Genomic DNA, 16,321 nt, shown 5'->3' with positions numbered 1-16,321 from the left:
CGTGGGCTTTCGCGATCTGATCGCCGAGGTCGACGCGGTGGTGTTCGAAACGCTGGGCGATACCGCGCGGATCGAGGGTCGTGAAGAGCCAGTGTTCGGCATGTTCGCTGCACCCTGGCTGCAACCCAAGTTCGGCAAGCTCAACACCGGGTTGCGCGAGCCTCGCTTCGAGATCCGCGTCAGCGATTCGCAAGGTCTGGAACAGGGCATGCTGGTCAGCGTTGACCTGCCTGCCTTGGATGGCGGCGGTGACTACGACCTGATCCAGCTCGAACCGAGCGGCGACGGACTGGTCGCACTGATTTTGAGGTTACGGCCATGAGCGTCGGCAGCTATTTCAAACCCTCGGCCGGGGGCGGGATGATCTCTATCCAGTCCTCGGCCGCAGATTTTCAGGCGTTCCAGGACTTTGCCAAGGTGGTGCCGAAAGCGGCTGCTGCGGCGCATCGGCGCGCAATCAACAAGACGTTGGGCTGGTTGCGCACGCACATCGCCCGAGCCGTCGGCCGGTCAGAACGCATTGCCGTAGCGGCGGTGCGTCAGCGGTTGCGCAGCTATCCGGTTTCCGGTGGTGCCGCGAGCGGCAAACTGTGGTTTGGGTTGAACGCCATCGAATCCAGCCGGATCGGCCGGGCGCGGCAGACCGGGAGCGGTGTGTCGGTGGCGGGGCGGCGTTACCAAGGTGCCTTTCTCAAGAAGGTCTACGGCAACAAGCCTGACATCTGGATCCGCACAGCCAGCAAGCATTTCAACGGGGACGATTACCCAGACAGCACAGTGTCCCCCGGTCGCGGGCCGAGTTCGGGCTGGGTCGCCGAAAACGGTAGTCGTTTCCCGCTGGCCAAGGCCAAGGTATCGCTTGAGAAAGCCCGGCCGCACTTCGAAAGGTGGGTAAAAAAAGCAGATGAGCGCCTGCTGGAGATCCTCAAGCAGGAACTCAACTTTGAGCTGCAGAAATACCTCAAGAGGATCGGCAATGTCTGAGGAACCGTTCAGCCTGGATCAGCTTTATCGAGCGGTAGAACAGCATCTGCGTGCCCACTTACCTGGCGTGCAGGCCGTTACAGCCTGGCCAGACATTAAGGATCGCGTGTTGCTGCCCGCGGTGTTTCTGGAAGTGGCCGAGATCGAGCCGGGTACCGATATCGGTACCGGCGAAACCTCGCTCGTCTGCAAGTTCGAGGCTCGGATCATTGTTGATCCGATCAAGCCGCACCATCATCAGCAGGCCGTGCAGTTAGCGACGCAGTTGGCGGTGCTGCTGCGAGCGCAAACGTGGGGGTTGGCAGTTGAACCCGCCGATTTTGTGCAATCGCTGCAGGACTGGACCCAGCCGCACCTGGATGGATACACCGTGTGGCTGGTGGAGTGGACTCAGCAGGTTTATCTCGGCGTTGAGGAATGGCCGTGGCGGGACGAACCACCGGGAACGTTGGTGTTGGGCCTTGATCCGGGTGACGGACCATTCAAGCCCGAGGATCTGCCGTGAGCTACGCGAGCGCCCAGCATGACCGCATGATCGCGGGGGCGGTAAAGGCTTGCTACGTGGTCGCGGTGGACCTGTCCGCTTCGCCGCCGGTATGTCGCGTGTCGGATGGAAGTGAATGGGTTAGCGCTTGGGTGCGCTGGCATAGCATTGCCGCCGGCAAGGCCAGGCACTGGCGGGCTCCGTCGTTGGGGGAGCAGGGCAGTTTGATCAGTCCCAGCGGTGACGTGTCGCAAGGCACGTTTGTCCCGGGCCTGTATGGCAATGCCGGACCGCCGCCAGACAACCGCGACCACGTCGAGGTCTGGCGTTTCGATGATGGCGGCTCGCTGATCTACGACTGGCAGGCCAAGAGCTACACCATCACCCTGCCGAGCGGCACAGTCACCATCAAAGTGGCCAGCACGGAAGCGGTTGTAACCGATGCCGCCGTGAGTGTGACCACTGGCAACATCAACCTGAAAGCGGCGGTGATGATCGACGGCGCGCTACACGTTACCAAGGGCATCACCAGCGCCGGCGCAATCATTGACGCCACCGGCAATAGTAATCACCACACGCATTAATTCATTCACTACAGCCCGCCCAGTGCGGGCTTTTTCATGCCTGGAGAAACCCATGGCCAAGATCGATACGACCGTCACCGAGGTGCAAGCGTCCTCGGAACTGGCAATTGCATCCTCACCGTTCTCATCGCCCGAACTCTTGAAATACCGCGACAAGCTCTACACGTCGCGACTGTTGATCGTTCCCGGTACTGACCGTTCCTATCCGGTCGATAAGGCGACGGTCGTGGTGCCGGCCTCCGACACCGAAGCGGTCAAGTTCCTGAAAACCAGCGACGAATACGAGCCGTTCAAGGAGTGACATCGATGATCGGAATGGATCGCCACACCGGCCTACCCATATCCGGCATCGAGCACCTGCGCCAATCCATTGCCGACATTTTGAGCACGCCGCTGGGCAGTCGTCGGCACCGTATGGAATACGGCAGCAAGCTCCGGCGGTTTATCGATTTGCCCATCAACGAAGGGTGGAAAAGCGCCGTACAGGCTGAGGTTGCCCGCGCTCTGGGGCGCTGGGAGCCGCGTTTGAAGTTGGATCAGGTACGCGTCATTTCCGTCATTGGCGGGCAAATCAATTTGCAAATCGTCGGGAAATACCTGGGCGACAGCGTAACGTTGGAGGTGGCTGCATGAGTGCCGTAGATCTGTCATCGCTGCCAGCGCCGACCGTGCTGGAGCCTCTGGACTTTGAAGAGGTTTATCAGGACGGGTTGAGCGTGTTTCGCGGGTACATGGGCGGTAACTGGACGGCGGCGCTGGAAAGCGACCCAGTGGTCAAAGTGCTTGAGGTCGGGGCTTACAACAAGGTCGGCAACCGCGCCCGAGTCAATGACGCCGGCAAAGCCCTGTTACTGGCGCACGCCATTCGCGGCGACCTCGACCACTTGGGCGCCAACGTCAATCTGAAGCGCCTGGTCATTCAGCCTGAGGATTTGCTGGCAGTGCCACCAGTGCCCAAGGTCATGGAAGACGACGACCCGTTTCGCGAGCGCATCCAGTTGGCCTATGAGGGCTTGACCACAGCCGGCCCGCGTAACAGCTACATTTTGCATGCACGCAATGCCTCGGGGTTGGTGGCAGATGCCACGGCCGAAAGCCCGAAGCCCTGTTACGTCACGGTCACGGTGCTGGGGTTGGACGGGGAAGGCGAAGCGCCGCCAGAGCTGCTGGCAACGGTGGCCGCTGCTCTGAATGACGATGACGTCCGTCCGGTGGGTGATCGCGTGACTGTGCAGAGCGCAGAGGTGATCCGTTACGAGATTGACGCCATCTTGCACATGGCCAGCGCTGGTCCGGAAGCGGATGCCAGTTTGGCCGAGGCCAAAAACCGCTTGGCAGGCTGGATCAATCCACGCAAGCGCTTGGGCGTCGAGGTCGCCCGCTCCGCGGTTGACGCCCAGTTGCACGTTGCCGGCGTTGCCCGGGTTGAGCTGGTTGGGTGGCAAGATCTCGCCCCGACCAAGGCGCAAGCGGCGTTCTGCACGCGCTACAACGTGAGGCTGGCGAGTTGATATGAAAAGTCTCCTACCGCTCAACAGCACGCAACTGGAACGGGCCATGGAGGCCGCGTTTTTCGAAAAGACGATTGTCCCTCTGCGCGACCTCTACAACGCTGATACCTGCCCGGTTCATCTGCTGCCGCATCTGGCATGGGCGTGGTCGGTGGATCGCTGGGATTACCGGTGGACTGAGGCGACTAAGCGCGCGGCCATCAAGGCGTCGTACTACATCCACAAACACAAGGGCACCATCGGCGCTCTGCGCCGTGTGGTCGAGCCGCTGGGCTATCTGATCGAGATTGTCGAGTGGTTCAACACGGTACCCGAGGGCGTGCCGGGTACCTTCGCGCTGAAGGTTGGCGTGCTCGATACCGGCATTACCGAGGAGATGTACCAGGAACTGGAGCGCCTGATTGATGACGCCAAACCCGTTACCCGGCAACTGACCGGGCTGGCGATCAGCTTGGAAACTCAAGGTGATTTGAATATCGCCGTGTCCCTCTACGAAGGCGACGAAATCGACGTTTACCCGCCCGTCATGCGTGACATTGAGGTCACTGGCAGCTTTGGCGTGGTCGGTCGCGAACACACCATTGATACCCTGGACGTTTATTATGATTGATGCGAATTCGCAGTTTTTCGCGATCCTTACGAATGTGGGGATGGCCAAGCAGGCGAACGCCGACGCGCTCGGCATTCCCTGGCTGATCACGCAAATGGGCGTGGGGGATGCCAACCCGAACGGTCTGACCGATCCGCCCAACCCGGTGCCGTCCGTCACTCAAACCAAGCTGCTCAACGAGTGGCGCAGAAAGCCGCTGAACCAACTGAAGATCGACCCGGTCAACCCGGCGGTAATCATCGCCGAGCAAATCATCCCGGCGGACGAGGGCGGTAAGTGGATTCGCGAAATCGGACTTTACGACGCGGACGGCGATCTGGTGGCGGTGGCCAACTGCGCGCCAAGCTTCAAGCCGCTGCTGTCGCAAGGCTCGGGCCGCACACAAATCGTGCGCATGAATTTCATCGTCACCAGTACCGGGAACATTCAGCTCAAGATTGACCCGGCGATTGTGCTGGCCTCGCGGGCCTACGTCGACGCGGCCATTCTGGAGGTGTTGCCGAAGAACAAGGCGGAGGGCCAATACACCCGCGTCAAGGTCAACGATCGCGGCGTTTTTGTCTCCGGTGATAACCCGGAAACGCTCGCCGGGATGGGCATCAAGGACACTTACACCAAGACCGAAATCGAGGCGATGATTGCGCAGGCCTCGGCTTTGCCGGTCGGTGCCACGGTGGCCTTTCCGCTGAACAAGGTTGCACCGGGCTTTCTGGAGCTGGACGGCAGTGTAAAGAGCATTGCGGTCTATCCCGATCTGGCCGCTTTCCTCGGCACGGCCTTCAACAAGGGTGACGAGGGTGTCGGCAATTTCCGCTTGCCGGAATCGCGCGGCGAGTTCCTGCGTGGCTGGGATCACGGGCGCGGGGTTGATGCAGGCCGCACGGTTGGCAGTTGGCAGAAGGGGTCTGAACATATATTCGACACTGGCACGTCGATAGCGAATGTTTCGGACAGGAACACCGCTTCATCGCCAGTCACGGCCCTGTCTAACATGGGCTACGACACTGTCAATGTAGCGGATTATCCAGGTGCCGAATACACGGTATCGACCCCTAACACAAACGCCGCTGTCTCCAACAACGATCAGACAGCGTTCGGCGCAACACGCCCCCGCAACTTGGCGGTTGTGTGGTGCATCAAGGCATGGAACGCGCCAATCAATCAGGGAAATATCGACATTGCCGCCCTGGCTGAGCGTGTTTCGTTCATCGGCGAAAATGGCCCGGTGGCGGGCGCTATGCGCAACCTCAAGGCAACGGTGCCCACGCCATCGACGAATATCACCTTTGCGATTGAAGAGGTGGTGCTGCGAGACGCGGCAGGAAATGGCGTGCGTCTGAATAACTTCAACAAGTCAGCGGTAACGACTGCGGTGGGGGTTGGCGGCATGGACGCAGGACCGGCGCCCGCTTCGGCGGTATTGTCGATCTACGCAATATTCAATCCAGCTACGAAAGTTTCGGGGCTGCTGCTATGCAATCAAGCAGTATCGAGTAGTAATACCTACGCCGGCCCGAACTTGCCTGCTGGTTTTACGTTCTCCGCGCTGGTCAGTGGTTGGGGGGTTGATGCCAGCGGAATGTTCCGCGTCGCAAATCAGGTTGATCGGCAGGTCAACGTCGCGCTGACCACCATTATCAACATGGTGACCGCGCAGACGGCGCGGCCTGTCGATATCTCTACCATCGTGCCGCTGTGTGCGCGAGAGATTGACGGCATCTTTCAGGTGGCGGCCTCAACAGCTGGCAATGCGCTAACGCTTTCTATTTCTGGCTCGCCGTTGGGGCATGGTGCTCGATCGTGCGGTGGGGTTTCTTCATCCGTAAATGCCAGTATGCAAAGTGCTTTTTCCCGGCTCTCGTTGCTGACGCCGGGGATGATTTACGCCACAACAACCGGGCCGACAATTGCGCAGGCGTCGGCTTATTTATACTCGTATACCATCTGAGGGGTTTCTATGTACGTTCAGTTTCTCGATGAATCGCGGTCGCGAATCATCGCGCATTTCTGCGGACCTCAACCTTCTTTTGAGGGCGATGTTATGGGGGAGGTGGACGAAATCGACCCGCGTTTTGTGGCTTATGTGGCCGGAACTACGTTTGCGGTTTTTCCCGAATCCGATGCGGCGCGTGCTTGGCGTGACGCGGAAGTTATCCGCGTTACCTGGTTGCGCGATCGTCATCGTGATGAGAATGAAATCGGTAGCGATACAACGCTTACCGCTGAGCAATACGCCGAGCTACTGGCCTATATCAAAGCGCTGCGAGATTGGCCGGCAGCGCTTGAGTTTCCCGCCGAAGAGTCCCGGCCGGTCGTTCCAGAATGGGTGGCCAGCCAAACCCAATAAACGCCCCGCACTGACGGGGCGTTTTCTTTCCCCTTACGCGTAACACGAACACCCCCACAGCCTCGCTTATGCGGGGCTTTTTCGTTTCCGGAGACTGACCCTTATGAGTTTTTTCCACGGCGTCACGACCACGTCGGTCGACACTGGCGCGCGCACCATCTCGCTGCCGTCGTCGTCGATTATCGGTCTGTGCGACACCTTCACACCTGGCGTTCTCGGCGGTGGTGCCGCCAAGGCGGGCGAGCTGAAGTTGATCACCACCGAGCGCGAAGCCATTGCTGCCTTCGGCGCCGATTCGGCAATCACCAAGGCCTGTCAGGCGATCTACGTCAAAGCCAAGGCGGTGATCGTCGCCATCGGCGTGGCCAAGCTGGAAGACCCTGCACTGCAAACCTCGGCGATCATCGGCGGCGTGCTGGAGTCGGGGCAGCGTACTGGCTTACAGGCGCTGCTCGACGGCAAGAGCCTGTTCAATGCTCAGCCGCGATTGCTGATCGCCCCAGGCCACACCGCGACTCAGGCGGTGGCCACGGCGCTCGACAGCGTGGCGCAGAAGCTGCGCGCTATCGGCATCATCGACGGCCCGGGTACGACCGACGAGGCCGCTATTGCCTACGCCGAGAACTTCGGTAGTCGCAACCTGTTCATGGTCGACCCGGGCGTCAAGTATTGGGACACCATCACCAGCAAGACCGTCGACGCGCCCGGTTCGGCTTGGGCGGCGGGGCTGTTTGCCTGGACGGATGCTGAATACGGCTTCTGGGCTTCGCCATCGAACAAGGAATTGACTGGCATCACCGGCACCGGCCGCGCGGTCGAGTACCTGGACGGCGACGAGACCTGCCGGGCAAACCTGCTCAACAACGCCAATATCACCACGATCATTCGCGACGACGGTTACCGCCTGTGGGGCAACCGCACGCTGTCGAGCGATCCGAAGTGGGCGTTCGTTACCCGCGTTCGCACGTTGTTCATTCTCATGGACGCGGTGCAGGCCGGGCACAAGTGGGCGGTTGACCGCTCAATCACCAAGACCTACGTGACCGATGTCACCAACGGTCTGGATGCATTCATGCGCGATCTGAAAGCCCAGGGCGCAATCATCAACTTTGAAGTGTTCCCCGACACCGAACTGAATACGGCCAGCCAGATCGCCCAGGGCAAGGTGTATTGGCGCATCCGTTTCACCGACGTGCCACCGGCAGAAAACCCGAATTTCCTTTTCGAAGTCACCGATCAGTGGATGACCGAAGTGCTTGAAGCAGCCTAAGGGGGCGTAACCAATGATTCCTCAGACTTTGTACAACACCAACCTGTTCGTCGACGGCGTGAACTTCTCCGGCGACGTGCCGAGCCTGACGCTGCCCAAGCTGACCACCAAGACCGACGAATACCGTGGCGGCGGCATGGCCGGCCCCATCGAGATGGATCAGGGGCTTGAGAAAATGGAAGCCTCGTTTGTCACCAAGGGCGTGCGCCGCGAGTCGCTCAAATACTTCGGCCTGGCTGACGGCACGGCGTTCAACGCCACGTTCCGAGGTGCCTTCAAGGGCCAAAAGGGCGCGGTGACAGCGGTCGTTGCCACCCTGCGCGGTCGCCTCAAAGAGGTCGATCTCGGTGACTGGAAAGCCGGTGATGCTGCCGAGATCAAACACGCCGTTGCGGTCACGTACTACAAGCTCGAAATCGACGGGCGCCTGATGTACGAGATCGACATGGTCGCCGGCATTCAGGTGATCGACGGCAAAGACCAACTCCTCGAAGTGCGCAACGCGCTCGGCATGTAAGGAATAGATTCAGATGACTCAAGCAATTGCTAAAAACCTGCCGGCCTGGTTGTCACTCAGTGCGCTCGGTGCCGTCGTAACGCTGACCCGCCCAAGCCAAGCTAATAGCATCGACGTCGAGACGTTGAACCTGCGTAACCCGACCGTGCGTGAAGTGCGCGCGGCTGATCGTGCTGCCAACGGCGACGACGAACAGCGTGAACTGATGCTGTTCGCAGGTCTGGCCGAGGTCGGACTGAAAGATCTGGAAGGCCTCAAGCTGACCGACTATCGCCGCGTGCAGACGGCGTATTCGCACCTGGTGCCGAAAACCGATTATTCGGACTCGATGCCGGCATGGTTGTCGCTAACCACCGATCAGGTGCTGGTGACGCTGTCGTGCCCGAGCGAAATCAACGGCGTGACCGTCGACAAGCTTGCCCTGCGTTCACCGACCGTGGGCGACGTGCGAGCGGCCAACCGTGAGGTGGGTGGCGACGATGAGCAGCGCGAGCTGGTGTTGTTTGCGGCGTTGTCCGGCGCGTCCGTGGCGGATCTGGAGGGGCTGAAGCTGGTGGATTTTAACCGCTTGCAGGCCGGCTATTTTCGCATGGACAACGACGACGGGCTTTAACCCCAGCGTGATCAAGTCGGCGGCGAAACGTCTGGCGGCGGAAACCGGATTTTCCGCCGCCGAGATCCAATCGATGCCGTTCGCGGACATGGTGTGGTGGCTCACGGATTGAGCCGCCACCGGTAGTGCTGGGCACATGAGGGCCATGACATGGCAAACAAACTCGCCCTCGGGCTGGTGATCGGTGGCGCCGTCAGTTCCACGGTCGGCGCCGCGTTCAAGGACGTGACCGGGCGCATCAAGCGCCTCGAGGCAGAAGGCAACAAAGCGCGGGTGCTGCAGCGCACGATTGGCGACACCATCCGTCTGCGCGAAGAATGGAAAAAAGCCCACGACACCGGCGCTGCCGGCGCGTCCAAATTACTCAACCGTTTGAACTCGAACCTCGACAGCCTGAAAAAGCAGGGGGTCGAGGTCGGCCGGCTGGAAAAAGCCTATCGCTCGATGGGGCAGACGGCCAACAAAGCCGAGCTGAAAGCCAAGGGGCATCAGCAAATCGATTCTGGCGTGAAGGGCATGAAGGGCGCTGTCGGTGCTGCGGTTGTAGGTGTCGGTGCCATGGCGGTACCGGCCAAGGTCAGCGCTGATTATGGCGCCATTGTGCGAGACATCGCGATCAAGGCCGGCATTGCCAACAAGCCGCAAGAGCAGGAGATGTCGCGCAAGATCATCGACACTTCACGCGACACCGGCATGGCGCGCAACGATGTGGCCGACGTGGTCAATCAGTTGGTCGGCGCCGGTATGGACCTGAGCAAGGCGCTGGAATATGCACCCGTCGCGGCCAAGTTTGTCGTGGGGCAGGGATCCAGCGGTGTCGACACGGCGAAGATGATCAACGCCCTGGGGCAGAACGCCAAGATCACCGACCCCAAACAGATGCAGCAGGCGCTGGAGGCGATTGCGTACCAAGGGCAGGCGGGCAGTTTTGAAGCGGCCGACATGGCCAAGTGGTTTCCCGAACTGCTGGCCAACATGGCCAGCAACGGCATCACCGGCTTGGACGCGGTGACGCAACTGGGCGCCATGCTGCAGGTGCAGATGAAGCAGGCTGGCAGTTCGGACGAAGCGGCCAACAACTCGAAAAACTGGATGGGCAAAATCGGTTCGACCGATACGGTCAAGGCCTACGAAAAAGCCGGGATTGATTACAAGGGATCGATGCAGACCGGTTTGCAAAACGGTATGTCGACGCTTGAAACCAGCATGGCGCTGGCTCAGAAATACATTCAGGCGACCGATCCGAAGCGTGCGACGGCCATGGCCGAAGCGACGTCGAAAATCAGCAAGGAAGCCAATCCAGAAAAGGCCAAGGCCATGATGGCCTCGCTGGAAGAATCCCTGCGCACTGGCGACCTGTTCGCTGACATGCAGGTCAAGGCCGCGCTGTCGGCCTACATGCAGAACAAGGCGCTGTACAGCCAGCTCAAAAACGATTCGCGTGAGGCGAGCGGGATCCTCGACAAGAACCTCGCCGAGCGGCGCGAGTCGTCCTCGCAGAAATGGGCGGAAATGGCCCAGTCGATGGATGACGCCATGCGCAGCATCGGCGATGCCCTGCGGCCGGTGACGGACACCGTGGCCGAGTCGTTGACCAAGGTGACTAAAGGCATTACGTCGCTGACTGATAGCGCGCCCGGGGTAGTTGCCGGTATCGCCACGGTCGGGGCTGGGCTGATCGCTTTAAAAGGCATCTTCAGCACGGTCAAGATCGGCAAGGGGCTGTTAAACCTTGCGCGTGGGTCGCGCGGTGGCCGGGGTGGGAGCGAAACCCGCAATAAAAATTCCGGGGAGCTTGATCTGGTAGCGACTGGCCTGGATGTTGTTTCGCGGGTGAAGGAAGCGGCTACAGGCGGTGGCCTTGGTGCTGCAAATGATGCAGGTAACGACGGCGTCCAAAAGGTGTTCGTCGTCAATGCCGGCGCTATGGGTGGCGGTGTGGATGCATCGGGCGAATCGCGCCGACGTGGGCGTGGGTCAAGGCGCAGCGCTCGGCGCCGGACGTTGCCGAGTTCGAGAGGTCCTCGCCCGTCTGTGCCTCGTCCGCCTGTACCGGTTTCACGGTCATCTGTTCCGGCTCCGCGTCCCCCTGTTTCGGTCCCATCAGTCCCTTCCGTTGCAGGTGGGCCATTGTCCAAGCTTGGCGTCGTCGCAGGAGCCGTCGGTAAGGTCGGCAAGGCGGCCAAGGTTATTCCTGGCGGCACGCTGCTGGAGTCCGGCGCGATGGCTTTTGAAACCTTTCAAAACGCCAAGACCAAGGACGAAAAAGCCGAAGGATACGGTTCGGCTGCGGGCAACCTGGCCGGCACCATGGCCGGTGCTGCAGCAGGCGCCGCCATTGGTTCGGTTGTGCCGATCATCGGCACCGCTATCGGCGGCATGATCGGTGCTTACTTGGGCAGTCAGGGCGGTGCGGCGCTGGGCGGGTCGTTGGGTAAGTCGTTGTTCGGTGGTGAGGATGAAAAGCCCGAGCAAACGGCAAAGGCGCCGGTGCCGACCACGCCGCTCATGATGGCATCAGCGGCGCAGCAAGGCCCTGTGCTGGGGGATGTCGCGCGTTCGATGGCGGTGACGGCGCCGCTCAAGTCGGCGGCGCTCGCCATTCAACCCAAGGAGCCAGAAAAACCGGTACCGGCCAAGGTGGATCAGCAGTTCCAGTATTCGTTGAGCATGCCTGTCACGGTGCAGGGGGATGTCAAAGACCCGCAAACCTTGGCGCAGGATCTGCTGCCGCACATGCAGCGAATGATGGAAGGCGCTGCGAAGCAGAATGCCGCCAAGCTGTACGACGAACCCCATGTGTAAGGAGGCCTCATGGCTTATATGGAGAGCATGCAATCGAGCCTGAAGTATTTGGTCGAGGCAGCTGAAACCGGGCGGCGTAGTGCTGACGGCATGCTGACCCCGGTCAACGGCGCGATCCGCGAACTGACCGGAGCCGCGTCCGAGCTGGAAAACATCCCATTTGTTGGTCCGGCCATCGGCGCCAAACTTCAGCGGGTGATGCGCGGCGTCGACGCGGCTCAGGCCAAAGTTGGTCAGGTGGTGGCGGTGTACGGCCGCGCCACCCGGGCGGCGGCTGAAGTGCAGGATCGGCTGGGCACGTTGAAGGAGCAGGCAGGCAAGGCGGCCACGGCAATCAACAACGTCGCCGGCAAGGTCAGTCCGTCGCTGGCCAATATCGTGCCCACCAGTTCCTTTGCCGTGGAGGCCACGCCGGCGCCGGAGGCGGTGAAGCCGTTCCCGCATCTGATGATCATTCAGCCGCGCGATCCGAAGATTGAGCCGTACTACTTCAACCTGGACACGGCGGCGTTTGATGAGCTGAGCCGTTCGACCGAATTCCGCTGGGCTTCGCAGGAGCGGCTGACGCGCCGCCCGGCGAAGCAAGCCATCGGCATGGGTGATGAAAAGCTGACGCTCAAAGGCACGATCTACCCAGGCTTCAAAGGCGGTTTAAAGCAGCTCGACACGCTGCGTTCCATCGGGGCCAGGCTGCAACCGCTGACCCTGACCACGGGCTATGGCGAAGTGATCGGGACGTGGTGCCTGAAAAACATCAACGAGGAACAGTCCGCGCTGCTGCACGGCGGGATTGCTCGCAAACAGGGGTTCACTTTGGAGTTTGAGCGTTATGGCGACGACATGCAGGACGTCTGACGGCGACATGCTCGATGTCATTTGCAACAACGTTTACGGCCATCTGAATGGCAGCGTCGAGGCGGTGCTCGATGCCAATCAGGGGCTGGCCGATGAACCTCAACCGTTCCGGTCGGGCGTGATTATCGTCCTTCCGGATCTGCCCAGTCCGACCAGTGAGGGCGTGAGCTTGTGGGATTGACCCTGGGCGATGCCGTCGCCGGCGCAGCGCCGCATCACGCATAAAGACACGTTGTTTATCTGACCCGCCTTGTGCGGGTTTTTTATTGGAAAAAATCAATGACTCCGATGTTTCGCATTGTCGCCGATGGCGCTGATGTCACGGCCAAGATCAATGATCGGCTGTTGTTGCTGCGTACCTCTGACAAGCCGGGCATGGAGTCCGACGAGTTTGAGTTGCGTATCGACGACCGTGATGGGCAAGTGCAATTGCCACGGCGCGGCAGCTCAATCGAGATTTACCTGGGTTACGCCGAAACGACCTTGGCGCGCATGGGCAGCTACACCGTGGACACGGTCGAGGTGTCAGGCCCGCCGGACACGATCGTGATCAAGGGCAAGGCCAGCGACGTGCGTGGCAGTGGCAAAACCATCCGTAGCGGAAGCTGGGAAGACGTGCCGCTGTCGAAGATCGTGGCTAACGTTGCCGCGCGCAATGGCTGGACGCCGGTGTGCCCGGTGTCGACCAAGGTCGCCCGGGTCGACCAGCTCAACGAATCCGATTTTAATTTCATCACCCGGCTGGCCAAGCAGTACGACTGCACGGCCAAGGTCGCCGACGGCAAGTTGTTGGTGATGCCGCGCCAAGGTGGCCAGACCGCCAGCGGCAAAGCGTTCGGCGCCATCACCCTGACCCGCAGCGACCTTAGCCGTTGGCAATTCAGTCTCGGTGATCGCAATTCGCACAAGGCGGTGGCCACCAAGCATCAGGACAAAAAGAACGGCAAGCTCGCAGTGGTTACCATCGACAACGATGACGCTCCGGACGGATTGCCGGCAGTGCATACCGACCGCCATATCTACCCAGACAAGGGTGCTGCTGAAGCGGCGGCCAAGGCACGTCTGTCGGCGTTCAACCGCTCGACCGCCGATGTGCGGCTTGAAATGCCCGGCCGGACGGACATCTTCGCCGAGCGTCCCATCATCGCTGAGGGGTTCAAGGTCGGGCTTGATGGCAAATACCTGTCGGATTCGGTCGAGCAGGTGTTCACTCAGTCCGGCTGGTCCACGACGGTCGAATGCAATGCCGGCAAAGCTGGTAAATCCAAGGGCAAGAAAAAGAAAGGACCGAAACCACCGCTCAAGGTGGTGAACATCGAGAAGCAGTAACCGCACCCCATCGCCGCCTGAGTGCGGTTTTTTTACGTCTGGAGTTTGTATGTCCATCACTGAACAACAGCTGCAAAGCATTATGCCCAACGCCCGCCGCCAAGCGGGCGTTTTCGTTTCCGCCCTCAACGCAGCGATGGCCCATCGGCAGATCGACACGCCGAAGCGCCAAGCCGCGTTTCTGGCGCAAGTCGGTCACGAGTCGGGCCAACTGCATTACGTCCGGGAGCTGGGCGGCGACCAGTACCTGAGCAAATACGACACCGGCAACCTGGCTGCGAAACTGGGCAATACCCCGGCAGCGGATGGTGATGGCCAGCGCTATCGTGGTCGCGGCCTGATCCAGGTCACCGGCCACGACAACTACCTGCGCTGCAGCTTGGCGCTGTTCAGTGATGAGCGATTGCTGCGCACGCCTGAGCTCCTGGAGCTGCCGCAGTGGGCCGCCGAGTCGGCCGCATGGTTCTGGTCAGTGAATGGGCTGAACGCGCTGGCCGATCAAAATGAATTCAACACGATCACCCGCAGGATCAATGGCGGTCTCAACGGCCTGCAGGATCGGCTGGAGTTGTGGGGGCGGGCGAGGGCGGTGCTATGCGTCTCGGCGAACTGATCCCGGCGCCGTATCGGCTGCTGGCAAAAGGCGTGCTGCTGGCCGTTTTAGCCGGTGCTTCCGCCGCCATCGCCTGGCAATTACAGGATTGGCGCTACGGCAAACAGCTCGCAGAGCAGGCCCGACTCCACACCGAAACCCTCAGCCAACTGAATCAGGCCTCGGCTGCGCAGCAGCGTGCCGAACAGGACAAACGCCTTGCGCTCGAACAGCGCCTGGCAACCAGTGAACAAACCCATTACCGAGCCTTGAGTGATGCCCAACGTGATCAAGGTCGCCTGCGCGACCGTCTTGCCACTGCTGATCTGCGCCTGTCAGTCCTACTCGACGCCACCGGCGCCGGCAACGGATCGGTGTCAGCCACCACCGCCGCCGGCGGCGTGGTTCATGGCCCCACAAGAGCCGAACTTGACCCAGCGCATGCTCAACGAATTATCGGCGTCACCGATGACGGCGACCGGGGCCTAATTGCCCTCGCGGCCTGTCAGGCATACGCCAAAGAAGTCTCAACACCGAAGTGAAAAAGAGCGGCCGGTCCAGATGCGTCAACATCCGGATCGACCGCCGTCCCTGCAGATGGTCCCTGCAAGTCCAGCCAAGGCTCTTGCTCCGTGCACAAAGCGCGGCGAGCCTAGCACCTGTTTATCCATACAGTAAAGGTCTTGCTCTCAATGTCTACACCCATCATCCCTTGGATGGGCGGCAAACGCCGCCTGGCCGACCGCCTCATTCCGCTTTTTCCGCCACACGAATGCTACGTCGAAGTCTTTGCCGGCGGTGCCGCGCTCTACTTCATGAAGCCCCAGCCTTCGCCGGTCGAAGTCCTCAACGACATCAACGGTGACCTGGTCACGCTTTACCGCGTCGTGCAGAACCACCTCGAAGAATTTGTGCGCCAGTTCAAATGGGCGCTCAGTTCGCGCCAGGTGTTCGAATGGCAGAAGATGACCCGCCCCGAAACCCTCACCGACATCCAGCGCGCCGCCCGTTTCTTCTACCTGCAGCACCACGCCTTCGCCGGCAAGGTCTCGGGTCAGACTTTCGGGACGGCGACGACTGCCCCGGCCATCAACCTGCTGCGGATCGAGGAAAACCTCTCGGCCGCGTGGCAGCGCCTGTCCGGCACCTACGTCGAAAACCTCCCTTGGCTTGAATGTGCTGAACGCTACGACCGTGCTCACACCTTCCACTACATGGATCCGCCTTATTGGCAGACCGCCGGCTATGGCGTGGACTTTCCGTTCGAGAACTACGAACGGATGGCCGACTTCATGCGCCGCTGCAAAGGTAAAGTGATGGTCAGCATCAACGACCATCCAGACATCCGCCGCGTGTTTGAAGGCTTCCACTTCGAGACACTGGATATCCGTTACTCCAATACCAACCAGCGGCAAGGCAAAGCCGAGGTCAGCGGTGAGCTGGTGATCATGAACTGGTCGCCAGAATCGTTGGGAGGCTTGTTTTGATGAGCCTTGTGCGTAGTTTCATTCGCCCTGAGCTGAGTGAACTGGCACTCTCCGTTCGGATAGCGAACCGCTACGATAGTGCTGCTAGCTGAATTGCGTAAAACTTGAACGTAATTGATCAAACGACAGCAGGTTCGATACATGTCCCACGGCTTAGACATTCCGATCACGAGTATCGCGGCCATAAGCTGGTGGTGAAATTTGATTGGGACAGGCCCAACGATCAATCGCCGACAGCAGCGCATGCGCTGGCGGAGAGCCGGGTGCACGGTCTTGCGGACACGGTGGCCGAACTGCCAGGCCCGTGGCCGGATTACCCGGGTGCGCTGGCGG

At 60.5% G+C, this 16,321-nt stretch carries 20 protein-coding genes; all 20 read left to right on the top strand.

Annotated elements, in window-relative coordinates; all coding sequences use genetic code 11:
- The first annotated feature begins 1 nt into the window (after position 1).
- The 20 genes from HU755_RS14140 to HU755_RS14045 all read left to right on the top strand — a co-directional run bounded on the left by HU755_RS14140 (position 2) and on the right by HU755_RS14045 (position 15,988).
- On the top strand, positions 2-322 hold the full coding sequence (locus HU755_RS14140; protein WP_186622938.1) for a hypothetical protein: 321 nt from the start codon (positions 2-4) through the stop codon (positions 320-322).
- Positions 319-984, top strand: coding sequence for a hypothetical protein (locus HU755_RS14135; protein ID WP_186633573.1), 666 nt, complete (start codon positions 319-321; stop codon positions 982-984). The genes HU755_RS14140 and HU755_RS14135 overlap by 4 nt, the downstream gene beginning before the upstream one ends.
- Positions 977-1,489 carry a hypothetical protein gene (locus HU755_RS14130; protein WP_186633570.1) on the top strand — a complete coding sequence of 171 codons (513 nt, stop codon included), beginning with the start codon at positions 977-979 and terminating at the stop codon, positions 1,487-1,489. The genes HU755_RS14135 and HU755_RS14130 overlap by 8 nt, the downstream gene beginning before the upstream one ends.
- Positions 1,486-2,052, top strand: coding sequence for a phage baseplate assembly protein V (locus HU755_RS14125; RefSeq protein ID WP_186633567.1), 567 nt, complete (start codon positions 1,486-1,488; stop codon positions 2,050-2,052). Before HU755_RS14130 ends, HU755_RS14125 begins: the two co-directional genes overlap by 4 nt.
- Positions 2,053-2,104: 52 nt before the next feature.
- The gene (locus tag HU755_RS14120; RefSeq protein WP_238349996.1) at positions 2,105-2,353 is read left to right on the top strand and encodes a hypothetical protein; all 249 of its coding nucleotides are present in this window, start codon (positions 2,105-2,107) and stop codon (positions 2,351-2,353) included.
- 5 nt (positions 2,354-2,358) lie between these two features.
- On the top strand, positions 2,359-2,685 hold the full coding sequence (locus tag HU755_RS14115; RefSeq protein WP_186633565.1) for a GPW/gp25 family protein: 327 nt from the start codon (positions 2,359-2,361) through the stop codon (positions 2,683-2,685).
- Positions 2,682-3,563, top strand: coding sequence for a baseplate J/gp47 family protein (locus tag HU755_RS14110; protein ID WP_186633562.1), 882 nt, complete (start codon positions 2,682-2,684; stop codon positions 3,561-3,563). Before HU755_RS14115 ends, HU755_RS14110 begins: the two co-directional genes overlap by 4 nt.
- A gap of 1 nt (position 3,564) precedes the next feature.
- On the top strand, positions 3,565-4,173 hold the full coding sequence (locus tag HU755_RS14105) for a phage tail protein I (RefSeq protein WP_137215306.1): 609 nt from the start codon (positions 3,565-3,567) through the stop codon (positions 4,171-4,173).
- Positions 4,166-6,121: a phage tail protein gene (locus tag HU755_RS14100; RefSeq protein WP_186633559.1), complete on the top strand. Its 1,956-nt coding sequence runs from the start codon at positions 4,166-4,168 to the stop codon at positions 6,119-6,121. The genes HU755_RS14105 and HU755_RS14100 overlap by 8 nt, the downstream gene beginning before the upstream one ends.
- A gap of 9 nt (positions 6,122-6,130) precedes the next feature.
- Complete coding sequence (locus HU755_RS14095) at positions 6,131-6,520, top strand: phage tail assembly chaperone (RefSeq protein ID WP_238349995.1); 390 nt, start codon at positions 6,131-6,133, stop codon at positions 6,518-6,520.
- A gap of 103 nt (positions 6,521-6,623) precedes the next feature.
- Positions 6,624-7,790 (top strand): phage tail sheath family protein, encoded by a 1,167-nt coding sequence (locus HU755_RS14090; RefSeq protein ID WP_186633556.1) that lies wholly within the window; start codon positions 6,624-6,626, stop codon positions 7,788-7,790.
- A 13-nt stretch (positions 7,791-7,803) separates the two neighbouring features.
- Complete coding sequence (locus tag HU755_RS14085) at positions 7,804-8,307, top strand: phage major tail tube protein (RefSeq protein WP_186633553.1); 504 nt, start codon at positions 7,804-7,806, stop codon at positions 8,305-8,307.
- Positions 8,308-8,320: 13 nt separating this feature from the next.
- On the top strand, positions 8,321-8,920 hold the full coding sequence (locus tag HU755_RS27790; protein ID WP_186633550.1) for a phage tail assembly protein: 600 nt from the start codon (positions 8,321-8,323) through the stop codon (positions 8,918-8,920).
- 150 nt (positions 8,921-9,070) lie between these two features.
- Entirely contained in the window at positions 9,071-11,725 is a 2,655-nt protein-coding gene (locus tag HU755_RS14075) for a phage tail tape measure protein (RefSeq protein WP_186633547.1), read from the top strand.
- A gap of 9 nt (positions 11,726-11,734) precedes the next feature.
- Positions 11,735-12,580: a phage tail protein gene (locus HU755_RS14070; protein WP_186633544.1), complete on the top strand. Its 846-nt coding sequence runs from the start codon at positions 11,735-11,737 to the stop codon at positions 12,578-12,580.
- Positions 12,555-12,761: a tail protein X gene (locus HU755_RS14065; RefSeq protein WP_064596196.1), complete on the top strand. Its 207-nt coding sequence runs from the start codon at positions 12,555-12,557 to the stop codon at positions 12,759-12,761. The genes HU755_RS14070 and HU755_RS14065 overlap by 26 nt, the downstream gene beginning before the upstream one ends.
- A gap of 98 nt (positions 12,762-12,859) precedes the next feature.
- The gene (locus HU755_RS14060) at positions 12,860-13,909 is read left to right on the top strand and encodes a phage late control D family protein (protein ID WP_186633541.1); all 1,050 of its coding nucleotides are present in this window, start codon (positions 12,860-12,862) and stop codon (positions 13,907-13,909) included.
- Positions 13,910-13,958: 49 nt separating this feature from the next.
- Positions 13,959-14,522, top strand: coding sequence for a glycoside hydrolase family 19 protein (locus HU755_RS14055; RefSeq protein ID WP_186633538.1), 564 nt, complete (start codon positions 13,959-13,961; stop codon positions 14,520-14,522).
- Complete coding sequence (locus HU755_RS14050) at positions 14,504-15,043, top strand: lysis system i-spanin subunit Rz (protein WP_186633535.1); 540 nt, start codon at positions 14,504-14,506, stop codon at positions 15,041-15,043. Before HU755_RS14055 ends, HU755_RS14050 begins: the two co-directional genes overlap by 19 nt.
- 150 nt (positions 15,044-15,193) lie before the next feature.
- On the top strand, positions 15,194-15,988 hold the full coding sequence (locus tag HU755_RS14045) for a DNA adenine methylase (protein WP_186633532.1): 795 nt from the start codon (positions 15,194-15,196) through the stop codon (positions 15,986-15,988).
- The last annotated feature ends 333 nt before the right edge of the window (positions 15,989-16,321 follow it).

The organism is Pseudomonas sp. SWRI111 (genome assembly GCF_014268555.1).
Classification (GTDB): domain Bacteria; phylum Pseudomonadota; class Gammaproteobacteria; order Pseudomonadales; family Pseudomonadaceae; genus Aquipseudomonas; species Aquipseudomonas hamedanensis.
The sequence above is the reverse complement of the archived record's forward strand: the minus strand, read 5'-3'. Positions and strand labels throughout refer to the sequence as shown.